Below are 26,165 nucleotides of genomic sequence, written 5' to 3'. Positions count from 1 at the left end.
CCCCTGCCGGGTGCCGTTATGGATCTCGGAACCGTTTGTCCGGAGCAACGATGAGCACTGTCGAACTGGGTGACGATCTCGGCATCGAGAACAGCACCGAGCTCAAGAACCGCCTTTCGCCCCTCGTGGCGGAAGCAGGCGAACTGACCCTGGACGCAAGCCAGGTCGGTCGCATCCACACGGCAAGCGTGCAGGTGCTGTGTGCGTTCGTGCAGGCACGCCGCGAGGCGGGCCTGGGCACCGGCTTCCACGGTTGCACTGCAACCTTCCGTGACGCCGCCCGCCTGCTGGGCGTCACCCAGGCCCTGGGCCTGGACGTACCCCATGACAACCTGAAATCTGTGGAGAACGCTGCATGAGCGCACGTATCTTGGTGGTGGACGATTCGGCGTCGATGCGCCAGATGGTTTCCTTCGCCCTCACCTCGGCCGGTTTTGCCGTCGAAGAAGCCGAAGACGGCGCGGTCGCGCTCGGTCGCGCCAAGGGCCAGCGTTTCAACGCGGTGGTCACCGACGTCAACATGCCGAACATGGATGGCATCAGCCTGATCCGTGAACTGCGCCAGCTGCCGGACTACAAGTTCACCCCGATGCTGATGCTGACCACCGAGTCGGCAGCGGACAAGAAGTCCGAAGGCAAGGCCGCCGGTGCCACCGGCTGGCTGGTCAAGCCGTTCAACCCCGAACAGCTGGTCGCCACCGTGCAGAAGGTGCTGGGCTGATCGCCCCGCACCCCTGAACCGCCCCTTCCCCACGTTTCCGGATTGCCTCTGCCATGAGCATGGACCTGCAACGCTTCCACGCCACCTTCTTCGAGGAGAGCCGCGAAGGCCTCGACGCGATGGAGGCCGGCCTGCTGGCCCTGGAATCGGGGCAACAGGACGCGGAGATCATCAATTCGGTGTTCCGCGCCGCCCACTCCATCAAGGGGGGCGCCGGCACCTTCGGCTTCGATGCGATCGCCGGCCTGACCCACGTGCTGGAAACGCTGCTCGATGAGCTGCGGGCCGGTAAGCGCGCACTGGAACCGGTCGCCGTCGACGCCATGCTGTCCTCGGTGGACGTGCTGCGCGCCCTGCTGCGCGAAGCCGAACATGGCCAGGCCGCCGATCCGGCCGCCGTTGCTGCGGTGAAGGCGCGCCTGGAAGCGGTGCTGTCCGGCCAGGCCGCCGCCAGCGCCCCGGTTGCCGCCGAAGCCAAGGTCGACGACACGCCCGAAGCCTGGCAGATCGGCTTCACCCCTGCGCCGTCGCTGTTCATGAGCGGCAACGATCCGCTGCGCATCATCCGCGAACTGGAACACCTCGGTTCGCTGCAGGTGGCTGCGCGCATGGAGCGCCTGCCCGGCTTTGCCCAGCTCGACCCGCTGGAGGCCCACCTGGCGTGGGACCTGGGCCTGGTCGGCAAGGTGCCGCGCAGCAAGATCGAAGATACGTTTGCCTGGGTGCTGGATGACTGCGAACTGGACATCCGTCCGGCCGCGCCGCCGAGCCTCGCTACCCAGGCCCCTGCTGCACCCGTTGTTGCCCCTTCCACCCCCGCTGCACCGGTGGCCGCTGCCACCTCCGCCGCGCCGGCCGCCAATGGCGGTGGCGGTGGCGCCCAGGAAGCCGAAACCTCGATCCGCGTCAGCGTTGACAAGGTGGACGCCCTCATCAACCTGGTCGGCGAACTGGTCATCACCCAGGCCATGCTCAAGCAGGTCTCGCACGCACTGGACCCGGTGCATGCTGAAAGCCTGTTCGCCGGCCTGGACCAGCTTGAACGCAACACCCGCGACCTGCAGGAAGCGGTGATCGGCGTGCGCATGCTGCCGGTCGATGCGGTGTTCCGCCGCTTCCCGCGCCTGGTCCGCGACCTTTCCACCCGCCTCGGCAAGCAGGTTCGCCTGCGCACCGTCGGCGAAGGCACCGAACTGGACAAGGGCCTGATCGAGAAGATCGCCGATCCGCTGGTCCACCTGGTCCGCAACTCCATCGACCACGGCCTGGAAATGCCAGACGTGCGTCGTGGCGCGGGCAAGGACGAGACCGGCACGATCACCCTGGCGGCCTCGCACCAGGGCGGCCACATCGTCATCGAAGTCAGCGACGATGGTCGCGGCCTGGACCGCACCAAGATCCTGGCCAAGGCCCACGAGCGCGGCCTGGCCGTGCCGGACAATCCGACCGATTCGCAGGTCTGGGACCTGATCTTCCAGCCTGGCTTCTCCACCGCCGATGCCGTGACCGATCTGTCCGGCCGGGGCGTGGGCATGGACGTGGTCCGCCGCAACATCCAGGCGCTGGGTGGCGAGGTGCAGATCGAGAGCAGCCTGGGCAGTGGTACGCGCACGCTGATCCGCCTGCCGCTGACCCTGGCCATCCTCGACGGCATGACCGTGGCGGTGGCCGGCGAAACCCTGATCCTGCCGCTGGCCTACGTGCTCGAAGCCCTGCAGCCGCAGGCCGAGGACATCCGCAGCATGGCCGGCGAAGGCCGCGTGCTGCGCGTGCGCGGCGAGTACCTGCCGATCCTCTCGCTCAGCGAGTACTACGGCTATGGTGCGCGCGGCGCCAACAGCGAATCGCTGGTGGTGGTGGTCGAGGGCGATGGCCAGAAGATCGCACTGGAAGTGGACGAACTGGTCGGCCAGCAGCAGGTGGTGGTGAAGAACATCGAGAACAATTACCGCCGCATCGGCGGCGTGTCCGGTGCCACCATCCTTGGCGACGGCCGCGTCGCCCTGATCGTCGACATCGGTGGCCTGGTGCGCTCGCTGCGCGTGCCGCAGGCCGCCTGACCTACCGCACCGCGCTGTACTCCGGACCGCCGCCCCCAGGGGCGGCGGTTTTCGTTTGCACGGTGTGTGGGGTCACGCAATGTGATCTCCGTCGCGCAGGCAGTTTCCCGTGCAACCACCCCGCCAAGTGCAAGCGCCCGCCCTGCAAGGCTTTCGCGCGGTTTCACCCTACGCACACGAATGTGACATCCATCCATAAAGTCCGTGCAGGCCACGCCGCTATCTGGCTTTGACGGCAATCACCGAACCCCCACCGGCACGACCGTTTCCCTCTGCCCACCTGGAGCACCCTGCATGAAGTGGTTCCACGATCTGCCCATCGCCCGCAAGCTGGCCGTGGGGTTCACCCTGACAACGCTGATGACCCTGGTCCTGGGGCTGTTCGCCCTCGTCCGCCTCAGCGAAGCCAACACCCAGCTGGGCAGCATGGCCAGCAACGACATTCCCTCGGTGCAGCATCTGGGCGAAGTGCGTTCGCAGCTCGGCGAGTTCCGCACCTACGAGATGGCCCTGCTGACCATGCTGGACCAGCCGGAAAAGGTGGCCGACTACAACAAGCGCATGGACGACACCGCCGTCATCGTGCACAAGGAGCTGGCCGCCTACGCCGCCCTGCCGACCGGCGAGAAGGAACGCGCGCTGTACCAGCCGGTGAAGGCCGGCGTGGACGCCTACTTCGCCGCCAACGCCAAGCTGCGCGAAGCCGCCAACGCCGGCGACGGCGTGCTGGCCCAGCAGGTCTCCGACGAACAGTCCCGCCCCGCGCGGCGAAAGGCCTTCGAGGAACTGAAGGCACTGAGCGCCTTCCTCGGCACGCAGATGCAGGGCAAGATCGACGCCGCCAATGCCACCCACCGCAACAGCATCATCGCTGTCGTCAGCTGCATCGCGCTGCTGTCGCTGGTCGCCGCTGCGCTGGCCGTGGTCATTTCGCGCGCGGTCACCGTTCCGCTCGGCAAGGCACTGACTGCCATCCAGGCCGTCGCCCGCGGCGACCTGAGCGTCAGCACCCAGGCGAGCAGCAAGGACGAGGCCGGTCGCATGCTGACCGCCACCAGCGACATGACCGCCATGCTGCGCCGCTTCTCCGAGCAGACCCAGCTGATGGCGCAGATGCATGCCGGCCCGGACATCAGCCATCGCATCCCCGAGGATTTCCCCGGCGTCTACGGCCAGCTGGCCGGCGGCATCAACACCGTCATCTTCGAACACCTCGATTCGATCCGCGCTGCCATCGACGTACTGAACCAGTACGCCGCCGGCAACCTGACCCAGGATGCACAGCGCCTGCCGGGCACCCGTGCCTTCCTGCACGAGGCGATGGATGCCGCCAAGGCCAGCCTGCTGGCCATCAACACGCAGATCCAGCACCTGGCCAGCGCCGCTGCCGCCGGTGACTTCAGCCAGCGCGGCGACGCCGATCGCTTCGACCATGACTTCAAGGTGATGATCGAACAGCTGAACTCGATGATGCAGGTGGCCGATGGCAACCTGGGCCAGCTCTCGCAGCTGCTGCAGGCCATTGCCGAAGGCGACCTGACCGCGCGCATGGACGGCCAGTTCCACGGTGTCTTCGCCCGCATGCGCGACGATGCCAACACCACCGTCGCCCAGCTGACCCAGATCGTCGGCCAGATCCAGGCCAGCGCCGGCAGCATCACCCTGGCCGCGGGCGAGATCGCCTCGGGCAACAGCGACCTGTCGCGCCGCACCGAACAGCAGGCCGCCAACCTGGAAGAAACCGCAGCGTCGATGGAGGAACTGACCTCCACCGTGAAGCAGAACGCCGAACATGCGCGGCAGGCCAACCAGCTGGCCATCGGCGCGCACGGCGTTGCCTCGCAGGGTGGCGCCGTGGTCAACCAGGTGGTCACCACCATGTCGGCCATCGAAGCCTCGTCGAAGAAGATCGCCGAGATCATCAGCGTCATCGACGGCATCGCCTTCCAGACCAACATCCTGGCGCTGAATGCCGCCGTGGAAGCCGCGCGTGCCGGTGAGCAGGGCCGTGGTTTCGCCGTGGTCGCCAGCGAAGTTCGCACCCTCGCCCAGCGCTCCGCAGCTGCCGCAAAGGAAATCAAGGGCCTGATCGACGATTCGGTCGGCAAGGTCGCCGAAGGCTCCAGCCTGGTGCATCAGGCCGGCAGCACGATGGGCGAAATCGTCGCCTCGGTGCAGCGCGTCACCGACATCATGGCCGAGATTTCCGCCGCCTCGCAGGAGCAGAGCGCGGGCATCGAGCAGGTCAACCAGACGGTCGTGCAGATGGACGAAACCACCCAGCAGAACGCCGCGCTGGTGGAAGAAGCCACCGCCGCCGCGCGTGCCATGGAAGACCAGGCCGCGCAGCTGGGCGAGGCCGTGGCCCGCTTCCGCCTGGCCACCCCGGGCCTGAGCCCCGTCGCGCCGCGCCCCGTCGCCGCAATGCCTGCCGCACGCAAGCCGGCTCCGGTGGCCAGCCCGGCCCCGTCGCGGGTCCGCAAGCCGGTGGCGCAGCCGGCACTGGCCGGTGAAGGTGACTGGCAGGAGTTCTGAGCCAGGGCCACCCTTGATGTAGGTCCACGCCGTGCGTGGATGGGTTCATCCAACGAACCCATCCACGCATGACGCATTAATTTATTTTCTCTTCAGCTTCACGCCATCGCGCCGCTATCGGAGAACGCCCCCCCGAGCAGGCCCGATGATGCCCGCCAGCGCCGACTCCCCTCCGAGCCCAGCCCCGCGCTGGTCGGCCCTGGCCGGCATGCTGCTGTTGGCCGCATGGCTGGGCTGGACCCTGCCCGTGCTGTGGCTGCAGGGCGCCCGCACCGCCATGCCCGTGGCCAGCGATTGGAATCCCGCGCAGCTGCTGGCGCAGGTCCCGCCCTCCCTGCTCGCCGCCAGCCGCGACCATCCCCTGCTGCTGCGCCAGCCCGGCCATTGCCCGTGCGCTGCCAGTACAGCCCCGCCGCTGGGCGTGGCCACGCGCAACAGTACCCTCGCCCTGCCCTTCGACTGGCTGGTCCTGCACGACCAGCGCCTGGTCTACGCCGGCCCGGCCCTGCTCGGGCCAGGCTGCAGCCGCGGCCCGCTGGCTGCCACCGCACTGGTCGGCCAGCTCCTGCGCGGACCGCAGGCGCCGCTCATCCTTTCCAACCCATGCCCATGCCTCAAGGAGTAGTGCATGCACGCATCGACCCCGCGCCCCACGCCACCGGGCGGTCACGAAACCCCGCCGTTCCTGCGCGCCATGTCGGCCAGCGCCGATCGCCTGTTCCTGGCAGTCACCGCCGCACTGGTGCTGGTTTCGCTGGGCCTGGCCCTGCGCAGTGGGCAGTGGACCCCGTGGCTGGCGGTGTCGCTGCCGACGCTGCTGGTCACCGCGCTGCAGGTGCACGGCCTGCCGGGCACCCGCCTCAGCCGCTGCACCGTTGCGCTGGCCTGGATGGTGTTGTCGGCCACGCTCATCCACCAGACCCACGGGCAGCTGGAAACCCACTTTACGGTCATCGTGCTGATCGCCCTGCTGCTGTACTACCGCGACTGGCTGCCGATCGTGGTGGCCGCCGCCGCCATCGCCGTGCACCACGTGCTGTTCTACGCGCTGCAGGTGCGTGGCCTGCCCTACCCGGTGTTTGCCACCGGCAGCGGCCTGGGCGTGCTGGCGCTGCATGCGCTGTACGTGGTGGTGGAAGCAGGCCTGCTGTCGGCGATGGCGGTACAGATGCGCCGGCAGCTGCTGCTGCTCGGCCACGACCCGCAGCAGCTGGCCCAGCTGGCACACGGCCTGGCCGAAGACCGGCCGCTGCCCGACAGCCTGCAGTCCGCGCAGTTCCCGCGTGATTCGCTGGCCGCCGCGCTGGTGCAGACCGGCAACCAGCTGCTGCAGCGGCGCGCCCGCGAACAGGCCGCCAGCAGTGAATCGCTGCGCATCCGCACCGCGCTCGACGATGTCACCACCAACGTCATGATTGCCGACCGCGAGCGCACCATCGTCTTCGTCAACCGGCCCCTGCAGAAAATGCTGGCCGCCGCCGAAGCCGACCTGCGCCGCGACCTGCCGCAGTTCAGTGCCGCCGACCTGCTCGGCCGCAGCATCGACATCTTCCACCGCAACCCCGCCCACCAGGCCCAGCTGCTCGACGGCCTCACCGGCACGTACCGGGCACAGATCCGGGTCGGCGGCCGCAGCATGCGCCTGATCGTCAACCCGATCATCGATGGCGCCGGCCAGCGCCACGGCTTCGTGGTGGAATGGGCCGACCGCACCGTCGAACTGCAGGTGGAAGAAGAACTGGGCGAGATCGTCGAGGCCGCCTCTCTGGGCGACTTCAGCGGCCGCGTCGTCACCGCCGGCAAGGAAGGCTTCTTCCTGCAGCTGGCCGAGCGCCTCAACAGCCTGCTCGATGCCAGCGCATCCAGCCTCGATCAGATCTCCCAGCTGCTGTCATCGCTGTCACGCGGCGACCTGACCGCGCACATGCAGGGTGATTTCCAGGGCGTATACGCCCGCATCCGCGACGATGCCAACACCACCGTCGCCCAGCTCACCGCCATCGTGGGCAGCATCCAGTCCGCCTCGACCACGCTCACCGCCAGCGCCGATGGCCTGTCGCGCGGCAATGGCCACCTGGCCGACCGCACCGAACAGCAGGCCGCCAGCCTGGAAGAAACCGCCGCGACCATGGAAGAACTGACTGCCACCGTGCGCCAGAACGCCGAACATGCGCGCCAGGCCAACCAGCTGGCCAGCGGTGCGGCCGACGTGGCTGGCGAAGGCGGCGCCGTGGTCGGCCAGGTGGTCACCACCATGTCGGCCATCCAGGCATCGTCGAAGAAGATTGCCGAGATCATCAGCGTCATCGACGGCATCGCCTTCCAGACCAACATCCTGGCGCTGAACGCCGCCGTCGAGGCCGCACGTGCCGGCGAGCAGGGCCGCGGTTTCGCCGTGGTTGCCAGCGAAGTGCGCACGCTGGCGCAACGTTCGGCGGCCGCGGCCAAGGAGATCAAGGGCCTGATCGACGATTCGGTCGGCAAGGTCACCGAGGGCGCCCGCCTGGTCGACCGGGCGGGCGGCACGATGGGGCAGATCGTGCAGGCCGTGCAGCAGGTCAACCAGATCATGGGCGAGATTTCCGCTGCCTCGCAGGAACAGAGCGCCGGCATCGAGCAGGTCAACCAGAGCATCGCGCAGATGGATGCCGCCACCCGGCAGAACGCCGCGCTGGTGGAGGATTCGACCCATGCCACGCACGGCATGGCCCAACAGGCCGGGCTGCTGGCCGAGGCCGTGGCGCGTTTCCACCTGGGCGACGGCCACGGCGATCCCGCCGTGATGCGGCGCGTGCGCGAGATCGCCAAGGGGTCAGAGCCCTTTCCTGACCGGAAAGGGATCTGACCCCACCCGTGTAGAGTGATGAACTTCACACTTCATAATTGCCGCCCCCGGCCGATACCTCTTTCAAGCCACGCGCCAGCGCGTGTCGGCCCCCGCCCCAGAACCAAGATTCCATGTCCGACGGCCACGACACCGACCTGCACGATGCCCACGCGGCCGACGCCGCCGACGAACGCTTCCTGGTGCGCAATCCCCGCCAGCTGCGCCAGCTGCTGCGTTCGCTGATCGACCAGCGCTCGCTGATCAACGCCCATGTCGACGGTCGCGATCGATCCTTCCCCACCGCCCTGCTCGAGCTGGACGAGGACGACGACTTCCTGCTGCTGGATGGCAGCCCCCAGGAGGCGTCCAACCGCGCCGCCGAACAGGCCGACCACCTGCTGTGCTTCGCCCAGCTGGAGCGGGTACTGGTGCGCTTCCGCCTGCACGACCTGCAGCGCGTGGACAACGATGGCCACGTGGCCTTCCGCGCCCCGCTGCCCGAAGAGCTGGTGCACCTGCAGCGGCGCGAGCTGTACCGGCTGGAAACCCCCATCACCGACTCGCCGCAGCTGAGCCTGCCTGCCGGTGAAGTGGGCAGCGATGCGCTGTCCATGCGCGTGGTGGACATCAGCGGCGGCGGCCTGGCGGTCACCGTGCCCAACGACTGCGCGGTATTCAGCCTGCAGAAGCGCTACAACGCCGTGCTCTCGATGCCCGACGGCCCGGACCTGCAGATCACCCTGGTGGTCTGCAACATGCTGCCGCAGCGGCAGCCCAACGGCATCGAGGTCAAGCGCATCGGCATGCGTTTCGACGATCTGCCACGCGGCGGCGACAGCGCCATCCAGCGCTACATCTTCCGCGTCGACCGCCAGCGCAAGGCACGCCAGAACGGCGAGATGTAAGGGCGCACCGTCCGGTGGTGCCGGCCGCTGGCCGGTAACGGGCCGCCATTGCCGGCCAGCGGCCGGCACTACCGAACTGTCCACGTCATGCGTGACGCAACCGGTAGATCCACGCCATGCGTGGATGGCCCACCCCAGTAGATCCACGCCATGCGTGGAGGGTCCACCTAAAGTCCCTCGCCAAAGGGCCGATATCGAGCCTGACACCGGGACTTCCGGCAGACCAGGACCCTCGATGAACGACAAGACCAGCTCCGCCGCCAGCGCCGGTGGCGAATTTCTCAGCTTCACCCTCGGCGCCGAGCACTACGGCGTGGACATCCTCAAGGTGCAGGAAATCCGTGGCTACGACGCGGTCACCCGCGTGCCGGACGCACCGGACTACATCAAGGGCGTCATCAACCTGCGCGGCACCATCGTCCCGGTCATCGACCTGCGCCTCAAGCTGCGCCTGGAAAACGCGACCTACGACGCCTTCACCGTGATGATCGTGCTGAACGTGGAAGACCGCGTGGTCGGCATCGTCGTGGACAGCGTCTCGGACGTGATCCCGCTGTCGGGCGAACAGATCCGCCCCACCCCGGAATTCGGCGCCGCCGTCGATACCCGCTTCATTTCCGGCATCGGCACCCACGACGACCGCATGCTGATCCTGCTGGACATCGAAACCCTGCTGGACAGCGCCGACATGGGCCAGGCCAGCCTGGTCGAAGACGCTGCGGCCTGAGCAGGCGGACTTCCCTCACGTTTCTGTAACCGAGCCCTTCAGTTCCCCGCGGCGATGCCGATAGGGGGACAGGAACCCGGTCGCGCAGGAGCGCGCAGGACCGGATCGACCATCACAATCCCCGGAGAAACACCCCGATGAAGTCCCTGCTTGCGTTCGTTTCGGCCGCCGTCCTGGCCACCACCGCGTCTTCCGCTTTCGCACAGTCGGCCGACATGATCCCGCCGGAAATGGCCCCGCGCTCGGTCGGCAAGGACGGCATGGTCTGCGGCAAGGTCGAAAAGGCGCGCTTCGCCGAAGGTTCCGAAGGCCAGCCGACCTTCCTGTACATGGGCGGCGCCTTCCCGCGCCACACCTTCTCGGCCCGCATCGCCGGCGAGAACCGCAGCAAGTTCAACTTCCCGCTGGAAAGCCTGGAAGGCAAGACCGTGTGCGTGCTGGGCAAGATCCAGCGCGACGCCTCGCGCGCTGAAATCGAAGTCAGCTCGCCGGCAAGCCTGAAGCTGGCCAACATCAAGTAATCCGCTGTCCATCACCACGCCGGCCACTCGCCGGCGTGGTCTGCTGCAACCGGGCAAGACGCCCGGGCGCGTCTGCCTTAGGAGATCGCAACGCCCATGCCGTGGATCAACAACCTCAAACTGATGCCGAAACTGCTGTTGACGTTCGGCGTCATCCTGCTGGTGATGCTGCTGCAGGGCATCGTCGCCTATCGTGGCCTGCATTCGCTGAACAACGTGACCACCGAGCTGGCGGGCTCGCGGATGGAAAGCATCCGCATGGCCGGCGAGATGCGCGGCATGATCGGCGAGATCCGCAACTCCGAGTACCAGCAGCTGGTCCGCGCCAGCGCCGAGGTCAAGGCTGATGCCCATGCCCGCGTCGCTGAACTGCGCACCAACCTGGACAAGGCGATCAAGGAGTATCCGACCCTGATCGACAACCCGCAGCAGAAGAAGCTGTTCGACACCTTCGCCAAGGACTGGAAGGACGCCGTTGCCTCCTACGACAGCGTCAACGAGATGCTGGAGCTGGAGCTGCCCGACGACGCCATCGATACCTTCGTCGGCGAGACCCGCACCAAGCACCGCAAGGCCACCGCCTCGCTCGAGTCGCTGATCGCCGAAGACAACCGCCTGTCCCGCGCCGCGCGTGACGAGGCCTCCTCCACCTATTCCGCATCGGCCACGCTGATGGTGATCGCCCTGTTCGGCGGCGCCGCGCTGGGCCTGGTGCTGGTGTGGCTGTTCGCCCGTGCCCTGGTCGGCAGCGTGCGTGGCGCCGTCTCGGTCGCCAACGACGTCGCCGGTGGCAAGCTGGACGGCCACATCGATGTCAGCCGCCAGGACGAAGTGGGCGAGCTGATGCAGGCCATGCAGCGCATGCAGCGCGACCTGCGCGAGCGCATCGAGACCGACGCCGCCATCGCCCGCGAGAACCTGCGCATCCGTACCGCCCTGGACTACAGCTCCACCGGCGTGTACCTGACCGACCCGAACAACACCATCGTCTACAGCAACCGCGCGCTGCAGCAGACCCTGGCCCAGTACCAGGACGACGTGCGCCGCGACCTGCCGGACTTCGACGTCCAGGCGTCGCTGGTCGGCAAGCCGGTGACCGTGCTGGAACACCGCGGCGAAATGGATGCCACCCTGGTGGCCAACCTGAAGGCCCATGGCGTCGCCCGCCGCCCGATTCAGTACGGCGATGCGCAGTTCGCCCAGGTGGCATCGACCATCCGCAATGAAGCCGGTGACACCGTCGGCTACGTGGTGGAGTGGCGCGACCGCACCCAGGAAGCGCAGGTCGAAGCCGAAGTGGCCCGCGTGATTGCCCAGGCCGCCGCTGGCGACCTGTCCGGCCGCATCGACGCCACCGGCAAGGAAGGCTTCTTCCTGCAGCTGGCCCAGCAGATCAACGGCCTGCTGGACGCCAACGCCGGCAGCATCGAGCAGATCTCCGGCCTGCTGGCCGCCCTGTCGCAGGGTGACCTCACCGTGCGCATGCACGGCGACTACCAGGGCGTGTTCGCCCGCATGCGTGACGATGCCAACGCCACCGCCGCGCAGCTCAGCGAGATCGTTACCCGCATCAAGCAGTCCAGCCGCGCGATCAGCTCGGCCGCCGGCGAAATCGCCTCGGGCAACAGCGACCTGTCGCGCCGCACCGAACAGCAGGCCGCCAACCTGGAAGAAACCGCAGCCTCGATGGAAGAGCTGACCTCGACCGTTCGCCAGAACGCCGAGCACGCCCGCCAGGCCAACCAGCTGGCCATCGGTGCACACGGCGTCGCCTCGCAGGGCGGCGACGTGGTCGGCCAGGTGGTCACCACCATGTCGGCCATCGAAGCCTCCTCGAAGAAGATCGCCGAGATCATCAGCGTCATCGACGGCATCGCCTTCCAGACCAACATCCTGGCGCTGAATGCCGCGGTGGAAGCCGCGCGTGCGGGTGAACAGGGCCGCGGTTTCGCCGTGGTCGCCAGCGAGGTCCGCACCCTCGCCCAGCGCTCCGCCGCTGCCGCGAAGGAGATCAAGGGCCTCATCGACGACTCCGTCGGCAAGGTCAATGACGGCTCGGCACTGGTGCACAAGGCTGGCGCGACCATGGGCGAGATCGTCGCCTCGGTGCAGCGTGTCACCGACATCATGGCCGAGATTTCCGCCGCTTCGCAGGAACAGTCGGCCGGCATCGAGCAGGTCAACCAGACCGTGGTGCAGATGGACGAAACCACCCAGCAGAATGCTGCGCTGGTGGAAGAAGCCACCGCTGCCGCCCGCGCGATGGAAGAACAGGCCGGCCACCTGAGCGAGGCCGTGTCGATCTTCGTGGTGGACGAAGCCGAGACCGTGGTCGCCCCGCGCGCCCCGGCCCCGCGCGCTGCCGCACCGGCCCCGGCACCGGCCGCACCGCCGGCACGCCGCAGCACCGGCGGCCGCCCGATGGCAGCCGAACTGGCGGACGGAGACTGGCAGGAGTTCTGATTCCTGCTGCCGCTGGCTTCGAAGACGCCCTGGCCTCGTGCCGGGGCGTTTTCGTTTCCGGGGGTTCCGGGGTCAACAGCCAACGGCGAAGCCCCTCGGGGAGGATGCGCTTTGTGCTGGGATTTTGTGGGTTGGCCGGGCGGGTGGATTGCGCAGGGGACGCCGTAAACCCATCCATGGGGGCTTGTCCGCGGCATCCATGCCGCGGACACCCCCTGCGCAACCCACCCGCCCGGCCACGGACAGTTTCCCGCGCGTCCACCCCGGATTGAAGAAAGAAGAGCAAGAGCAACAGCTGCACCGTTCCCGGGGTCAGATCCGTTTTCCGCAGGAAAACGGATCTGACCCCCAATTCCACCCCGACAACAACACCGCTCCTGCCGTCCGCCGACGCAATGCACGAAGAGGCGGGCCGGGGTGGGCAGGCAGGACCGTTGGCGCCATGGATGGCGCCATCGAGCCCCCATGGAAGGGTTTACGGCGTGTCCTGCCTGCCCACCCCGACCCGCCTCCCTCGATGTAACGAAACGCCGACAGACCGCTGTTGCTGTTGCTGTTGCTGTTGCTGTTGCCTTGGCTCAAAAGCCTGCCGCAGGCAGCGCCGCAGCCGCCGCTGCAAGGAACCCTGAATACGCACAGCGCGTGACCCTCAAATCTCCCCGCCCCCGGCCGATAACCGTTCTGTCACGGCCTGTCGCGCCCTGACCGGTACTGGCGCCGCCCGCCCGTCTCGACCTGGTCCGCTTCATGAACCTCCTGCATCGCTGGCAACACTACTTCAGCAACCTCTCCGTCCGGCGCAAGCTCAACCTGCTGACGCTGCTCATCGCGATCGGCGTGATCGCGCTGTCGGTGATCGCCGCCCGCATGCAGTACCTGGACCTGACCAAGACCCGCAAGGACGCCCTGAAGACCCAGGTCGAACTCACCTACGGCGTCCTCGACCACTACAAGCGCCTGGCCGCCAGCGGCGAACTCAGCGAAGACGCCGCCAAGGCCTCCGCCCTGCAGGCGCTGGAAGTGATGCGCGCCAACAACGATGCCGATTACTACAACGTGCTGGACACCCAGTACCGCGTGCTGATGCACCCCTTCGCACCCAAGCGCGTCGGCACCGTGCAGAAGGAATACACCTCCGATGACGGCGTGCCGATCTACTACCTGCAGGTCGGCATGGCACGCATCGGCGGCGGCTTCACCTACTACAGAACCGGCAAGCCCGGCAGCGAAGGCCTGATCGACAAGGTCACCTACGCCGGCATGTACGCACCGTGGCAGTGGGTGGTCACCACCGGCGTCTACATGGACGACGTGCAGCATGAAGCCTGGGCCTTCACCGGCGTGATGACCCTGGCCGGCGGCGCGCTGGTGCTGATCGTGCTCGGCCTGAGCTGGATCATCGGCAACCGCATCGCCGGCCCGCTGAAGCAGGCCACCGCCGTTGCCGAGGGCATCGCCAAGGGCAAGCTCGACAGCCACATCGGCCCCCAGCCGCATGACGAAACCGGTCGCCTGCTGGACGCCATGTCAGGCATGCAGCAGCAGCTGCATGCGGTCATCAGCGGCCAGCGTGAAATGGCCCGCCGCCACGATGCCGGTGAACTGAGCTACCGCATCGATGCCAGCGCCTTCCCGGGCGAGTACGGCCTGATGGTGCAGGAAACCAACACCCTGGTCGGCAGCCACGTGCAGACCCTGCACGACGTGCTGGACGTGGTGAAGCAGTACGCCGTCGGCGACCTCAGCCGCGACGTCGCCCGTTACCCGGGCGAGAAGGCCGCCATGACCACCGCCGTGGATACGGTCAAGGCCAACCTTGGCCGCATCAACGCCGAGATCAAGCAGCTGGCCAGCGCCGCTGCCGCCGGCGATTTCAGCCGCCGCGGCGACGCGCAGCGCTTCGATCACGATTTCCGCCTGATGCTGGAAAACCTCAACGCCATGATGGCGGTCAGCGATGACAACCTCGGCAAGCTCTCGCAGCTGCTCTCGGCCATCGCCGAAGGCGACCTGACCACGCGCATGCAGGGCGACTACCAGGGCGTGTTCGCGCGCATGCGTGACGATGCCAACAGCACCGTCAGCCAGCTGACCCAGATCGTCGGCCAGATCCAGGCCAGCGCCTCCAGCATCACCCTGGCAGCCGGCGAGATCGCCTCGGGCAACAGCGACCTGTCGCGCCGTACCGAGCAGCAGGCCGCCAACCTGGAAGAAACCGCCGCCTCGATGGAGGAATTGACCTCCACCGTGCGCCAGAACGCCGAACACGCCCGCCAGGCCAACCAGCTGGCCATCGGCGCGCAGGGCGTCGCCTCGCAGGGTGGCGAAGTGGTCGGCCAGGTGGTGACCACCATGTCCGCCATCGAAGCCTCGTCGAAGAAGATCGCCGAGATCATCAGCGTCATCGACGGCATCGCCTTCCAGACCAACATCCTGGCATTGAATGCCGCGGTAGAAGCCGCGCGTGCCGGTGAGCAGGGCCGTGGCTTCGCCGTGGTCGCCAGCGAGGTCCGCACCCTCGCCCAGCGCTCGGCGGCTGCCGCAAAGGAAATCAAGGGCCTGATCGACGACTCGGTCGGCAAGGTCGCCGAAGGCTCCAGCCTGGTGCACCAGGCGGGCAGCACCATGGGCGAGATCGTCGCCTCGGTGCAGCGCGTCACCGACATCATGGCCGAGATTTCCGCCGCCTCGCAGGAACAGAGCGCGGGCATCGAGCAGGTCAACCAGACCGTCGTGCAGATGGACGAAACCACCCAGCAGAACGCTGCGCTGGTGGAGGAAGCCACCGCTGCCGCCCGTGCGATGGAAGACCAGGCCGCGCAGCTGGGCGAGGCCGTGGCGATCTTCCGCCTCGACAACCAGGTGGCTGCCGCAGTGAAGGCCGTCACCGCCCGCATCGAGCCGGCACCCGCCGTGGCCGCGCGCCGTGCGCAGCCGGTGGCGTCGCCGTCGCCGGCCCGACGCCCCGGTTCCAGTCCGTCCTCCAGCTCCAGCTTCGTCGCCCCCAGCGACGGCGACTGGCAGGAATTCTGATCCCGGTGGCGGCTGCGGCCGCCACCCTCGCCGATGGACACGTCCCCCGTGCAAAGTACTACCCCCATCGTCACCGGCCCCCGCGAATTCGAGTTCGCCGACCGTGATTTCCGCCGTGTCTGCGACCTGATCTACCAGCGCGTGGGCATCGCCCTTGCGCCGGCAAAGCGCGACATGGTGTACGGCCGCCTGTCGCGCCGCCTGCGCACGCTGGGCATGCGCAGCTTCCAGCAGTATCTGGACCATCTGGAGCAGGACGGTGGCGATGAGTGGCAGGCGTTCACCAACGCGCTGACGACCAACCTCACCTCGTTCTTCCGCGAACCGCACCACTTCGACAAGCTGCGCGAGGAACTGCAGCAGCGCTCCACCCGCAGCCCGCTGCTGCTGTGGTCGTGCGCCGCCTCCACCGGTGAGGAGCCCTACTCCATGGCCATCACGGCCTGCGAGGCGTTCGGTACCCTGAAGCCGCCGGTGCGCATCGTCGCCACCGACGTGGATACCCAGGTCCTGGCCACCGCCAGCCGCGGTGTCTACAACATCGACCGCGTCACCAACCTCGACCCGGACCTGCGCCGTCGCTACTTCCAGCGGGGCAGCGGCCCCAACGAAGGCCAGTGCCGGGTGCTGCCCGCGCTGCGCGAGCTGATCGACTTCCGCCCGCTCAACCTGCTGGCCCCGCGCTACGACGTCGGCGGTCCGTTCGACGCGCTGTTCTGCCGCAACGTCATGATCTACTTCGACAAGCCGACCCAGCGCGCCATCCTCGGCCGCCTCGTGCAGCACCTCAACGAAGACGGCCTGCTCTACACCGGCCATTCGGAAAACTACCTGCACGCGGCCGACCTGATCCAGCCCTGCGGCCGTACCCTGTACCGCCGCGCACAGGGGGCCGGCGCATGAATGCCTCGCTGCGTACCGACGATGTGATGCGCTACCAGGACGCGCGCTTCAAGACCGTCGCTGCCAAGCTGCTGCCGACCCAGTATCTGGTGGTCGATGACACCACCGCGCTGACCACCACGCTGGGCTCCTGCGTGGCGGCCTGCCTGCGCGACCCGGTGCTGAAGATCGGCGGCATGAACCACTTCCTGCTGCCCGAAGGCAATGCCGGCGACGGCGCACCTGCGCGCTATGGCAGCTATGCGATGGAACTGCTGATCAACGACATGCTCAAGCGCGGTGCACACCGCAAGCGCATCGAAGCGAAGGTGTTCGGCGGCGCCAACGTGCTCAAGGGCTTCACCAGCAACCCGGTGGGCACCCGCAACGCCGAGTTCGTGCGCCAGTACCTGCAGGCCGAGCACATCCCGATCATCGCCGAGGACCTGTGCGGCATCCACCCGCGCAAGATCTGGTTCTTCGCCGATACCGGCCGCGTGGTGGTGCAGCGCCTGCCGCATGCCCATGAAGCCGAAGTGGCCGCGACCGAATCGGCCGTGCGTGCACGCCTGTCCAAGGCCCCGGTTACCGGTGGCGTGGAGCTGTTCGAATGACCCTGCCCGGCAACGCCCCCTGCCGGGTCCTGATCGTCGACGACTCCGCCGTCGTACGGCAGATGCTCACCGAGATCCTGTCCAGCGACCCGGGCATCGATGTGGTCGGCACCGCCGCCGACCCGCTGCTGGCGCGCGAGAAAATCAAGCGCCTGGCGCCGGACGTGATCACCCTGGACGTGGAAATGCCGCGCATGGACGGCCTCGCGTTCCTGGAAAACCTGATGCGCCTGCATCCGCTGCCGGTGGTGATGATTTCCTCGCTGACCGAGCGCGGCGCCGACACCACCCTGCAGGCGCTGGCCCTGGGCGCGGTCGACTTCGTCTCCAAGCCCAAGCTCGACGTGGCCCGTGGGCTGCAGGGCTACGCCGATGAAATCATCGCCAAGGTGAAGATGGCCGCGCGCTCGCGCGTGCGCCCGCTGATGCGCGCCGCCACGCCCAAGCTCATCCTCGATACCGCGCCCGCGGTGCGCCCGGCTGCGCCGCAGTTCCGCACCACCGACCGGCTGATTGCCATCGGCTCGTCGGCCGGCGGCACCGAAGCGCTGCGCGTGGTGCTGGAAGGCCTGCCTGCCGATGCCCCGGCCGTGGTGATGACCCAGCACCTGCCGGCCAGCTTCAGCACGGCCTTCGCAGAACGCCTGGACCGCCACTCGGCCATGGCGGTACGCGAAGCCAGCGATGGCGAAGCCGTGCTGCCCGGCCATGCCTACCTGCCCCCGGGCGGCAAGCACCTGCGCATCATCCGCGACGGTGCGCGCTGGCGTTGCCGTGTCGACGACGGCCCGGCGGTGAACCGGCACAAGCCGGCGGTGGACGTGCTGTTCCGCTCAGTGGCGCAGGCCGCCGGTGGCAATGCCATCGGCGCCATCCTCACCGGCATGGGTGACGACGGCGCACGCGGCCTGCTGGAGATGCGCCAGGCCGGCGCACCGACCCTGGTGCAGGACGAAGCGACCAGCGTGGTCTGGGGCATGCCCGGTTCCGCGTTCAAGCTGGGCGCGGCCGAAGAGCAGGTACCGCTGGAACGGATTGCCGAGCGACTGCTGGCACTGGCACGCGGCTGATTGCATCGGGGTTTGCCGGCCAGCGGCCGGCACTACCAACCTGTCTGCAGCAAAGGGGAGTGCCGGCCGCTGGCCGGCACCCACAGCGCCTCACGAACCCCAATACAACCGCATCGGGTTTTCCACGAGCAGCTTCTGCTGCAGCTCCAATGTCGGCGCAATGTGCGGAATCACATCCACCAGGTGCCCATCATCAGGCATGTGTTCCTTCATGTTCGGGTGCGGCCAATCGGTGCCCCACAGCACACGGTCCGGGAAGCGTTCCACCAGATGCCGCGCGAACGGCACCACATCGGCATACCCCGGCGGCCCCACCCGCGACAGCCGCTCCGGGCAGCTGACCTTGCTCCACACGTTGCCGTGCTCGGCCATCAGCTGCACGAAACGCTGGAATTCCGGCCCATCCACCGGCTGGCTCACGTCCGGCCGGCCCATGTGGTCGACCACCACCGTGGTCGGCAGTGAAGTAAAGAACGTCCAGCGCTCGGCCAGATCGGCGGCCTCGAAGTACACCACCACGTGCCAGCCCAACGGCCCAATGCGGTCGATGATCGCGTGGTAGTAGGCATCCGGCTTGGGATCGGCCAGCCGGCGCACGAAATTGAAACGCACACCACGCACGCCCGCTGCATGCAGCTGCTGCAGCTCCTCGTCGCTGACCGTATCGCGCACTGTGGCCACGCCACGGGCCAGGCCACCGCTGGCCTGCAGCGCGTCAACCAGGGCACGGTTGTCCGCACCGTGGCACGTCGCCTGCACGATCACGTTGCGGCTGAACCCGAGAGAGTCGCGCAGCGCGAACAGCTGCGCCTTGCCCGCGTCGCAGGGCGTGTACTTGCGCTCGGGTGCGTACGGGAACACATCGCCCGGACCGAACACATGGCAGTGCGCGTCCACCGCGCCCGGCGGCGGCACGAACGTCGGGCGGCTGGGGTTCGCGCAGTAGTCCAGCCAGTCGGCATCCTTCTGGAACGCGACCATCACAGCCCCCTCGCCTTCAGCTGTGCATCCAGCCGCGGGTAGACCCGCCGCGCATTGCCTTCGAATACCTTGTAGCGGTCGCCCTCGGACAATGCCAGCGCATCCACGTAGCGACGGGTGTCATCGAAGAAGTGGCCGGTCTGCGGGTCGATGCCACGCACCGCGCCCACCATTTCCGAACCGAACAGGATGTTGTCGATGTCGATCACCTCGAACAGCAGGTCGATGCCGGGCTGGTGGTACACGCAGGTATCGAAGTAGACGTTCTTCATCACATGCTCGGCCAGCGGCGGCTTGCCCAGCATGTCCGCCAGGCCCCGGAAGCGCCCCCAATGGTAAGGCACCGCGCCACCGCCATGCGGGATGATGAAGCGCAGCTCGGGGAAGTCACGGAACAGATCGCCCTGCAGGAACTGCATGAAAGCGGTGGTATCGGCGTTCAGGTAGTGCGCGCCGGTGGCGTGGAAGTTGGCATTGCAGCTGCCCGATACGTGCACCATGGCCGGCACGTCCAGTTCCACCATCTTCTCGAAGAACGGGTACCAGGAACGATCGGTCAACGGCAGGCCATCCCAGTGGCCGCCGGACGGATCGGGGTTGAGGTTGCAGCCGACGACGCCAAGCTCGTTCACGCAGCGCTCCAGCTCGGCCACGGAATGCGCAATCGGCACGCCTGGCGACTGCGGCAGCTGGCACACGCCAATGAACTGATCCGGGTACAGCTGCACCACGCGCGCGATCAGGTCGTTGCAATGGCGCGTCCATTCGGCGCTCACCTGCTCGTCGCCGATATGGTGGGCCATGGTGCTGGCACGCGGCGAGAAGATGGTCATGTCCGCGCCACGCTCACGCAGCAGGCGCAGCTGGTTGGCCTCCACGCTGTCGCGCAGTTCGTCGTCGCTGATCGCGGGATAGACCGCCGCTGGCAGCGAGCGGTCGTTGAAGTGGGCCACCTGCGCCTTGCGGAACGCATCGTGGCCGGCGGGGGCCGTGGTGTAGTGGCCGTGGCAGTCGATGATCATGGGGGATCTCCTGGAACGATGGATCACCAGCCGAACAGCTGGGCGAAATGCACATCCACGCGCAGGCCGACAATCAGCGCGTCGGGGATGTTGGTGGTGCGGGTGGGCGCATAGATCGGGTCGGGGTTGATGACGTACTGCAGGTTCGGCATCAGGCGGACACCCTTCTTCAGCGCCCAGCCGTAGCTGAGCTCGGTGATGATCTCGTCGGCATGCGGCGCGCCGGTGCCGCCGTAACGGCTGCGGCGGTCCCGCAGGAAACCGATCTGTTCGTCGCTGAAATGCGTGTTGGAGACGAACATCGCCAGGGTGTCCTGGTCGCGGCTGGCGAAGGTGCCGGTCTTGACGAAACCCACCGACACGAAATGATCGACCGGCGCCTCGTTGCCGGTGTTGACGTAGACACGGCCGAACGCGGCCAGGTTGCGCTTGCCCTCGCCGCGCCAGACGGTCTGGTCGCCCATCGCGTACACACCCAGGCGCGCGCCGTCCTGCACGGCCGTCGGCTTGCCGGTCAGCGCTGCCGAGTTGCCGTTGGCATCGAAGTACGAACTCTTGCCACCATCGCTGTTGCGGTACATGCCGACGCGGTAGGTGCGCGGCAGGCGGTCGTTGGCAAAGCTGGTCTGGTACCCCACTTCGTAGGCGCTGATGGTGCCGGTGCCCTCACCCACCGAAAAGTCCAGGCCGTTCTTGCCGGCTTTGTTCAGCTCGTTGTTGTAGTCGAACACGCCCGCCTGCGCGTACCAGCGGTCATCGACGTCGTAGCGTACGATGCCGGCCCAGGACGAATTCGGGTAGGCGGTGATGCCCAGGTCAGTGATCGCACCGTAGGGCGTCAGGCACATCGCGTTGCTCATGAACACGCAGTTGAGCGGCGAGTTGTTGAAGTAGCTGTTCACCGGCGCACGACCGGCAGTGATGCTCAGGCCGTTGTCAAAGCGGTGACGAAGGGTCAGCCGGGTCAGGCGGCCGCCAGCCACCGGTCGCCAGGTCTGCTGCGCACTGATCGAGTTGCCGATCTTCTCGCGCGCCAGGTTGCGCCCGGCGAACCACGCCCACTGCGCATCCACGTCAGTGCCGTGCACGCCGAAGAGTTTGTCCAGGTCGAACTTCGACTGGGCCATCACCCAGTACGAGCCTTCGGTGCCCTGTTCGACACCGCCCACCGGGTTGTGGGCCACGTTGTCGACCAGGTCCAGGGTCAGGTCGATGCCCTCGGGGATGCTGCGCTCAGCGGCGAAAGCAGGCGTTGCCAGAACGCTGGCAAGCAGCAGGTACAGCGGGGTACGCAGGAACTGCGACATGTTCTCTCCCTTCCCGGCGCCACCGGCGCCAGGGTGATGCATTCAATGGAGGCCACCGCAGTGGCCGTCAGGACTCAGCCCATTGCCTCAGGCGGGCTGCACGCCGAGCAGGCGTTGCCGGGTTCGACGAGTGCCGATCTGCGCGGCCATGGTCTTTTCATCCAGCTTGCCTTCCCACTTGGCGATCACCAGCACGGCGATGGCATTGCCGATCAGGTTTACGAAGGTCAGGCCTTCAGCCAGGATGCGGTGGATACCGAGGATCAAGGCGATGCTGGCCACCGGGATGGTGCCGGTGGTGCCGAGGGTCGCCGCCAGCACCACGAACGCCGCACCGGCCACGCCCGCAGCACCCTTGGATGTCAGCAGCAGCACGGCGATCAGGCCCAGCTGGTGCCACACGGTCAGTTCGGTATTGGTCGCCTGGGCCAGGAAGATCGCCACCGTGGTCAGGTACAGGCAGGTGCCATCCAGGTTGAACGAGTAGCCGGCGGGAATCACGAAGCCGACGACGCCCTCTTCGCAGCCCAGCTTCTTCATCTTCTCGATCAGGCGCGGCAGCACCGTTTCGGTGGAGGTGGTGGCCGCAACGATGATGATCTCGTCGCGCAGGTAGCCCAGCAGGCGCCAAAGGCTGGCACCGGTCCACCAGCACACGGTGCCCAGCACCAGCACGGTGAACAGCCCGCAGACCACAAAGAACTCGATGATCAGCTCGCCCAGCGACAGCAGCGAGGCGGCACCGAACTGGCCCACGGTGAAGGCGATGGCACCAAACGCACCAATCGGCGCCACGTACATGATGTAGCCGATGATCTTGAACAGCGCACCGGAGGCGCTCTCGATGACGTCCATCACCGGCTTGCCGCGCTCGCCGACGGCGGCCAGGGCCACGCCGAACAGCACGGCCACGAACAGCACCTGCAGCACGTGCGCCTCGGTGAAGGCACTGACCAGGGTGTTGGGGATGATGGCCATGATGTAGGCCACGATCGACTGGTCATGGGCGGTGTGCACATAGCCCTGGATGCTGGCCATGTCGATGGTCGCCGCATCGATGTTCATGCCGGCGCCAGGCTTCCACAGATCCACCGCCACCAGGCCGACGATCAACGCGAGGATGGTGATCACCTCGAAGTAGATCAGCGACTTCAGCGCCAACCGGCCCACGCTGCGCATGTCGCGCATGCCGGCGATGCCGTGCACCACGGTGACGAAGATGATCGGCCCGATCATCATCCGGATCAGCTTGATGAAGCCATCACCCAGCGGCTTCATGGCCGAACCCAGGTCCGGCTGCAGCCAGCCCAGCAGCACACCGATCACGGTGCCGGCCAGCACCTGGAACCACAACTGGCCAAAGATTCCAAAGCGGCCCGGCCGCTTCCCTACCACGGTCATAACAACCCTCCCAGGTCGCAGAGAATAGAAAGGCGCTGCCTGTTCAGTCGAACAGTTCGCCGTCGAACAGCTTCCGTGCGGTGCGCAGCATCGCCGCGCGGGCCACCTGGCCGTCCTCGTCCAGTTCGATCACGCAGGTGGTGGCCCCGCTGGGGTGCTCCACCGCCAGGGTCTGTACCTGCCCGCCCGGCAACCGGGCCAGTGCATGGGCCGGCGAGCCCGGCAGCAGGCAGGCCGTGGCCACCGTCACCGCACCCAGCACGCCGATGGAGGCATGGCAGCGATGCGGGATGAACGAGCGCACGCAGATCGCGCCGCCGTCGGCCGGTGCGGCCACCAGCATCATCTTGGGCACCGACTTCTCCGCCACATCGCCCAGGTTCATCTTCGGCCCCGCCTGCAGGCGGATCGCCTCCAGGCGTGCCTTCAAGGCCTCGTCGGCATCCAGCGTGGCGCGGTCCTCGTACCCGCTGATGCCCAGGTCATACGCGCCCAGCACCACGCAGGGCATGCCGTTGTCGATCAGGGTGGCCCGCACGCCTTCAATCACGTCCACCGCGTTGCCCGTCGGCAGCAGCGCGCCGCAGCTGGAACCGGCGGTGTCCTCGAAGGCCAGCGGTACCGGCGCGGCGCTGCCCGGCACCCCGTCGATGCGCGCGTCACCGGCATAGCTCACCACGCCACCCGGTGTCTGCACGCTGGCCGTGGCCAAGGTGCCGGTGTTGGCCATGAAAATGCGGACCTCGGTCACTCCATCGCGCGCCGCCACCAGACCGCGCTCGATCGCGAACGGACCCACACCGGCCAGCATGTTGCCGCAGTTCTGCGCATCACTGACCAGCGCCTGGTCGACGAACACCTGCAGGAACAGGTACTCGACGTCGGCATCCTCGCGCTGCGAGGGCGCGACCACGGCGACCTTTGAGGTCAGCGGGTCGCCGCCGCCCATGCCGTCGATCTGCCGCACGTCCGGCGAACCATAGGCGCGCAGCAGGAAGGCATCACGCGCGGCTGCGTCGGCCGGCAGCTCCTGGGCGAGGAAGAACCCGCCCTTGGACGTGCCTCCGCGCATCCACATCGCGCGCACGCCCTTATTCATAGCGCAGGCCCTTGGCGGCAAGGCGCTCGCGCATGGCGTAGATGTCCAGGCCGAGCTCGCCACGGGCCAGGCGCTCGCGCTTGTCAGCCTCGCGTGCCTCGCGTGCCTGCGCTTCTGCGGCCACCCGTGCCGCATCGGCGCGTGGCACGATGCAGACGCCGTCATCGTCGGCGATCACCACGTCGCCCGCATTCACCAAGGCGCCACCGCAGACCAGCGGCACATTCACCGAACCCAGGGTTTCCTTCACCGTGCCCTGCGCGTGCACCGCCCGGCTCCACACCGGGAAGCCCATCGCGGTCAGCTCGCGCACATCGCGCACGGCCGCATCGATGACCAGGCCACGGCAGCCACGGGCCTGCGCCGAGGTCGCCAGCAGGTCGCCGAAGTAGCCATCGGTGCAGTCGCTGGTCGGTGCCACCACCAGGATGTCGCCCTCGCCGAGCTGCTCGATGGCCACATGCATCATCCAGTTGTCGCCCGGCGGCACTGACACAGTGACCGCACTGCCGGCGATACGCGCGCCGCTGTAGATCGGCCGCAGCCGCGGGTGCAGCAGGCCGCTGCGACCCTGGGCCTCATGCACGGTGGCCACGCCGGCCTCGGCCAGTGACTGGATCAGCGCCGGTTCGGCGTGCTCGATGCGGGTGATGACGCGGGACATCCATCCATCCTTCGTTGGCGATGGCGCAGTCTGTTCCGCCCCATGCAGACCCCTCAAGATCGTTTTTCGTCCCACCCATTCAATCTGGTTATAGTTGTGCCATGAATGGACTGCCCGAGCTGAACCTGAAACACCTGCACGCGATGGTGGCGGTGCACGCGCACGGCGGCATCAGCGCGGCCGCACCGCATCTCAACCTGTCCCAGCCCGCACTCACCCAGGCCATCGCACGGCTGGAGCGTCAGCTTGATGCGCCGCTGTTCGACCGCCAGCCCGGCGGCATGGTCGCCACCGAAGCGACGCGCCTGCTTGCACCGCGCATCGAACGCGCCCTCGCTTACCTCGCCCGTGGCGTACGCGCGGCCCGGCGTGCGGCGCGCCTGCCTGCACTGGCAACCATCGAACGGCGGCTGACACTCAGCCAGCTGCGCGCCCTCAACGCGGTGGACAGCGCGGGCAGCTTCACGCTCGCGGCAGCACGCGCCGGGGTTTCGCAGCCGGCCATGCACCGCGCGGTGCGCGAACTGGAAGCGGTGATCGAAGTGCCGCTGCTGCAGCGGCGTGGCAAGGCCCTGCTGGCCACGCCCGCCGCCACCCGCCTGCTGCGCTGGGTACGACTGGCGCTTTCCGAGCTGGCCACCGGCCTGGACGAACTGGCCGCCACCCGCGACCAGCACGGCGGTCGCCTGGCCATCGGGGTGATGCCGCTGGCGCGCGCATTGCTGCTGCCGCAGGCACTGGCCCGGTTCGCACGCGCCTGGCCGGGCGCCACGGTGAACGTGGTGGAAGGCCCGTTTTCGGAGCTGCTGTCCGATCTGCGCGAAGGCAGCTTGGACCTGCTGGTCGGCGCCATGCGCGACCTCAGCGCGGTGCCCGACGTGGTGCAGGAAGGCCTGTTCGACGATGACCCGGTCATTGTCGGCCGCGCGGACCATCCCCTCGCCGCGCAGCTGCCGTGGCGTTTCGAGCAACTGCTGGACTATCCGTGGGTGATCCCGGCCACCGGCGCGCCGGTGCGTGCACGCTGGGAGCGGATGTTCCGCGACAACGGCCACGAGCCACCGGTGCTGCGCATCGAGTGCGGCTCGCTGGTGATCACCCGCGGCCTGCTGCTGGAGGATGACTGGCTGACCCTGATGTCACGCGACCAGTTCCTGATCGAACGCCAGGCCGGCCTGCTGGCCGAACTGGGCCTGGCCGGCCGCGCCCTGCGCCGCCGCATCGGCCTGACCACCCGCGCCGACTGGCACCCTACACGACCGCAGCAGGCCTTCCTGCAGACCTTCCGCGAGGTCTGCGCCGAGCGCAGCAACGACGGCCCGGACGCCTGGCC

At 67.7% G+C, this 26,165-nt stretch carries 21 protein-coding genes; 15 read left to right on the top strand and 6 right to left on the bottom strand.

Going from position 1 to position 26,165, the window contains the following annotated elements:
- Nucleotides 1-50: 50 nt before the first annotated feature.
- The 14 genes from AC3WL7_RS01940 to AC3WL7_RS01875 all read left to right on the top strand — a co-directional run bounded on the left by AC3WL7_RS01940 (nt 51) and on the right by AC3WL7_RS01875 (nt 18,358).
- Entirely contained in the window at nt 51-359 is a 309-nt protein-coding gene (locus tag AC3WL7_RS01940) for an STAS domain-containing protein (RefSeq protein WP_079221799.1), read from the top strand.
- A complete protein-coding gene (locus AC3WL7_RS01935; protein WP_070207889.1) occupies nt 356-721 on the top strand; it encodes a response regulator in 366 nt (121 codons plus the stop codon). The genes AC3WL7_RS01940 and AC3WL7_RS01935 overlap by 4 nt, the downstream gene beginning before the upstream one ends.
- Nucleotides 722-774: 53 nt before the next feature.
- Nucleotides 775-2,781 (top strand): chemotaxis protein CheA, encoded by a 2,007-nt coding sequence (locus AC3WL7_RS01930; RefSeq protein ID WP_492749134.1) that lies wholly within the window; start codon nt 775-777, stop codon nt 2,779-2,781.
- A gap of 294 nt (nt 2,782-3,075) precedes the next feature.
- Nucleotides 3,076-5,316 (top strand): methyl-accepting chemotaxis protein, encoded by a 2,241-nt coding sequence (locus AC3WL7_RS01925; protein ID WP_492749133.1) that lies wholly within the window; start codon nt 3,076-3,078, stop codon nt 5,314-5,316.
- Between the two features lie 148 nt (nt 5,317-5,464).
- On the top strand, nt 5,465-5,941 hold the full coding sequence (locus AC3WL7_RS01920; RefSeq protein WP_152027071.1) for a hypothetical protein: 477 nt from the start codon (nt 5,465-5,467) through the stop codon (nt 5,939-5,941).
- Nucleotides 5,942-5,944: 3 nt separating this feature from the next.
- Entirely contained in the window at nt 5,945-8,161 is a 2,217-nt protein-coding gene (locus AC3WL7_RS01915) for a methyl-accepting chemotaxis protein (protein WP_492749132.1), read from the top strand.
- A gap of 113 nt (nt 8,162-8,274) precedes the next feature.
- Nucleotides 8,275-9,048 carry a flagellar brake protein gene (locus tag AC3WL7_RS01910; protein ID WP_200733350.1) on the top strand — a complete coding sequence of 258 codons (774 nt, stop codon included), beginning with the start codon at nt 8,275-8,277 and terminating at the stop codon, nt 9,046-9,048.
- Nucleotides 9,049-9,283: 235 nt separating this feature from the next.
- On the top strand, nt 9,284-9,775 hold the full coding sequence (locus tag AC3WL7_RS01905; RefSeq protein WP_492749131.1) for a chemotaxis protein CheW: 492 nt from the start codon (nt 9,284-9,286) through the stop codon (nt 9,773-9,775).
- A gap of 137 nt (nt 9,776-9,912) precedes the next feature.
- A complete protein-coding gene (locus tag AC3WL7_RS01900) occupies nt 9,913-10,296 on the top strand; it encodes a hypothetical protein (RefSeq protein ID WP_079221792.1) in 384 nt (127 codons plus the stop codon).
- Nucleotides 10,297-10,392: 96 nt separating this feature from the next.
- Nucleotides 10,393-12,759, top strand: a complete 2,367-nt coding sequence (locus AC3WL7_RS01895) for a methyl-accepting chemotaxis protein (protein WP_492749130.1) — start codon at nt 10,393-10,395, stop codon at nt 12,757-12,759.
- Between the two features lie 747 nt (nt 12,760-13,506).
- Complete coding sequence (locus tag AC3WL7_RS01890) at nt 13,507-15,792, top strand: methyl-accepting chemotaxis protein (RefSeq protein ID WP_492749129.1); 2,286 nt, start codon at nt 13,507-13,509, stop codon at nt 15,790-15,792.
- Between the two features lie 48 nt (nt 15,793-15,840).
- Entirely contained in the window at nt 15,841-16,695 is an 855-nt protein-coding gene (locus AC3WL7_RS01885) for a CheR family methyltransferase (protein WP_492749128.1), read from the top strand.
- Nucleotides 16,692-17,288, top strand: coding sequence for a chemoreceptor glutamine deamidase CheD (gene cheD, locus AC3WL7_RS01880; protein ID WP_079221788.1), 597 nt, complete (start codon nt 16,692-16,694; stop codon nt 17,286-17,288). Before AC3WL7_RS01885 ends, cheD begins: the two co-directional genes overlap by 4 nt.
- Nucleotides 17,285-18,358, top strand: a complete 1,074-nt coding sequence (locus AC3WL7_RS01875; protein ID WP_079221787.1) for a protein-glutamate methylesterase/protein-glutamine glutaminase — start codon at nt 17,285-17,287, stop codon at nt 18,356-18,358. Before cheD ends, AC3WL7_RS01875 begins: the two co-directional genes overlap by 4 nt.
- A gap of 90 nt (nt 18,359-18,448) precedes the next feature.
- Here AC3WL7_RS01875 and AC3WL7_RS01870 read toward each other — a convergent pair whose 3' ends face one another.
- The 6 genes from AC3WL7_RS01870 to AC3WL7_RS01845 all read right to left on the bottom strand — a co-directional run bounded on the left by AC3WL7_RS01870 (nt 18,449) and on the right by AC3WL7_RS01845 (nt 24,832).
- Nucleotides 18,449-19,339, bottom strand: coding sequence for an amidohydrolase family protein (locus AC3WL7_RS01870; RefSeq protein ID WP_492749127.1), 891 nt, complete (start codon nt 19,337-19,339; stop codon nt 18,449-18,451).
- Nucleotides 19,339-20,361, bottom strand: a complete 1,023-nt coding sequence (locus AC3WL7_RS01865; protein ID WP_492749126.1) for an amidohydrolase family protein — start codon at nt 20,359-20,361, stop codon at nt 19,339-19,341. The genes AC3WL7_RS01870 and AC3WL7_RS01865 overlap by 1 nt, the downstream gene beginning before the upstream one ends.
- Nucleotides 20,362-20,384: 23 nt before the next feature.
- Nucleotides 20,385-21,668, bottom strand: a complete 1,284-nt coding sequence (locus AC3WL7_RS01860) for a carbohydrate porin (RefSeq protein ID WP_492749125.1) — start codon at nt 21,666-21,668, stop codon at nt 20,385-20,387.
- Nucleotides 21,669-21,755: 87 nt separating this feature from the next.
- Nucleotides 21,756-23,069, bottom strand: coding sequence for a C4-dicarboxylate transporter DctA (dctA, locus tag AC3WL7_RS01855; protein ID WP_108746629.1), 1,314 nt, complete (start codon nt 23,067-23,069; stop codon nt 21,756-21,758).
- Nucleotides 23,070-23,112: 43 nt separating this feature from the next.
- Nucleotides 23,113-24,168, bottom strand: coding sequence for a 4-oxalomesaconate tautomerase (locus tag AC3WL7_RS01850; protein ID WP_492749124.1), 1,056 nt, complete (start codon nt 24,166-24,168; stop codon nt 23,113-23,115).
- Nucleotides 24,161-24,832 carry a 4-carboxy-4-hydroxy-2-oxoadipate aldolase/oxaloacetate decarboxylase gene (locus AC3WL7_RS01845; RefSeq protein WP_492749123.1) on the bottom strand — a complete coding sequence of 224 codons (672 nt, stop codon included), beginning with the start codon at nt 24,830-24,832 and terminating at the stop codon, nt 24,161-24,163. Before AC3WL7_RS01845 ends, AC3WL7_RS01850 begins: the two co-directional genes overlap by 8 nt.
- Nucleotides 24,833-24,933: 101 nt before the next feature.
- Between AC3WL7_RS01845 and AC3WL7_RS01840 the strand changes: the two genes are divergently transcribed.
- Nucleotides 24,934-26,165 (top strand): LysR family transcriptional regulator (locus AC3WL7_RS01840; RefSeq protein WP_492749122.1); only part of this gene is annotated, 1,232 nt, incomplete at its 3' end.

This window comes from Stenotrophomonas sp. FW305-3-2-15-E-LB1 (assembly GCF_058787375.1).
The sequence above is the reverse complement of the archived record's forward strand: the minus strand, read 5'-3'. Positions and strand labels throughout refer to the sequence as shown.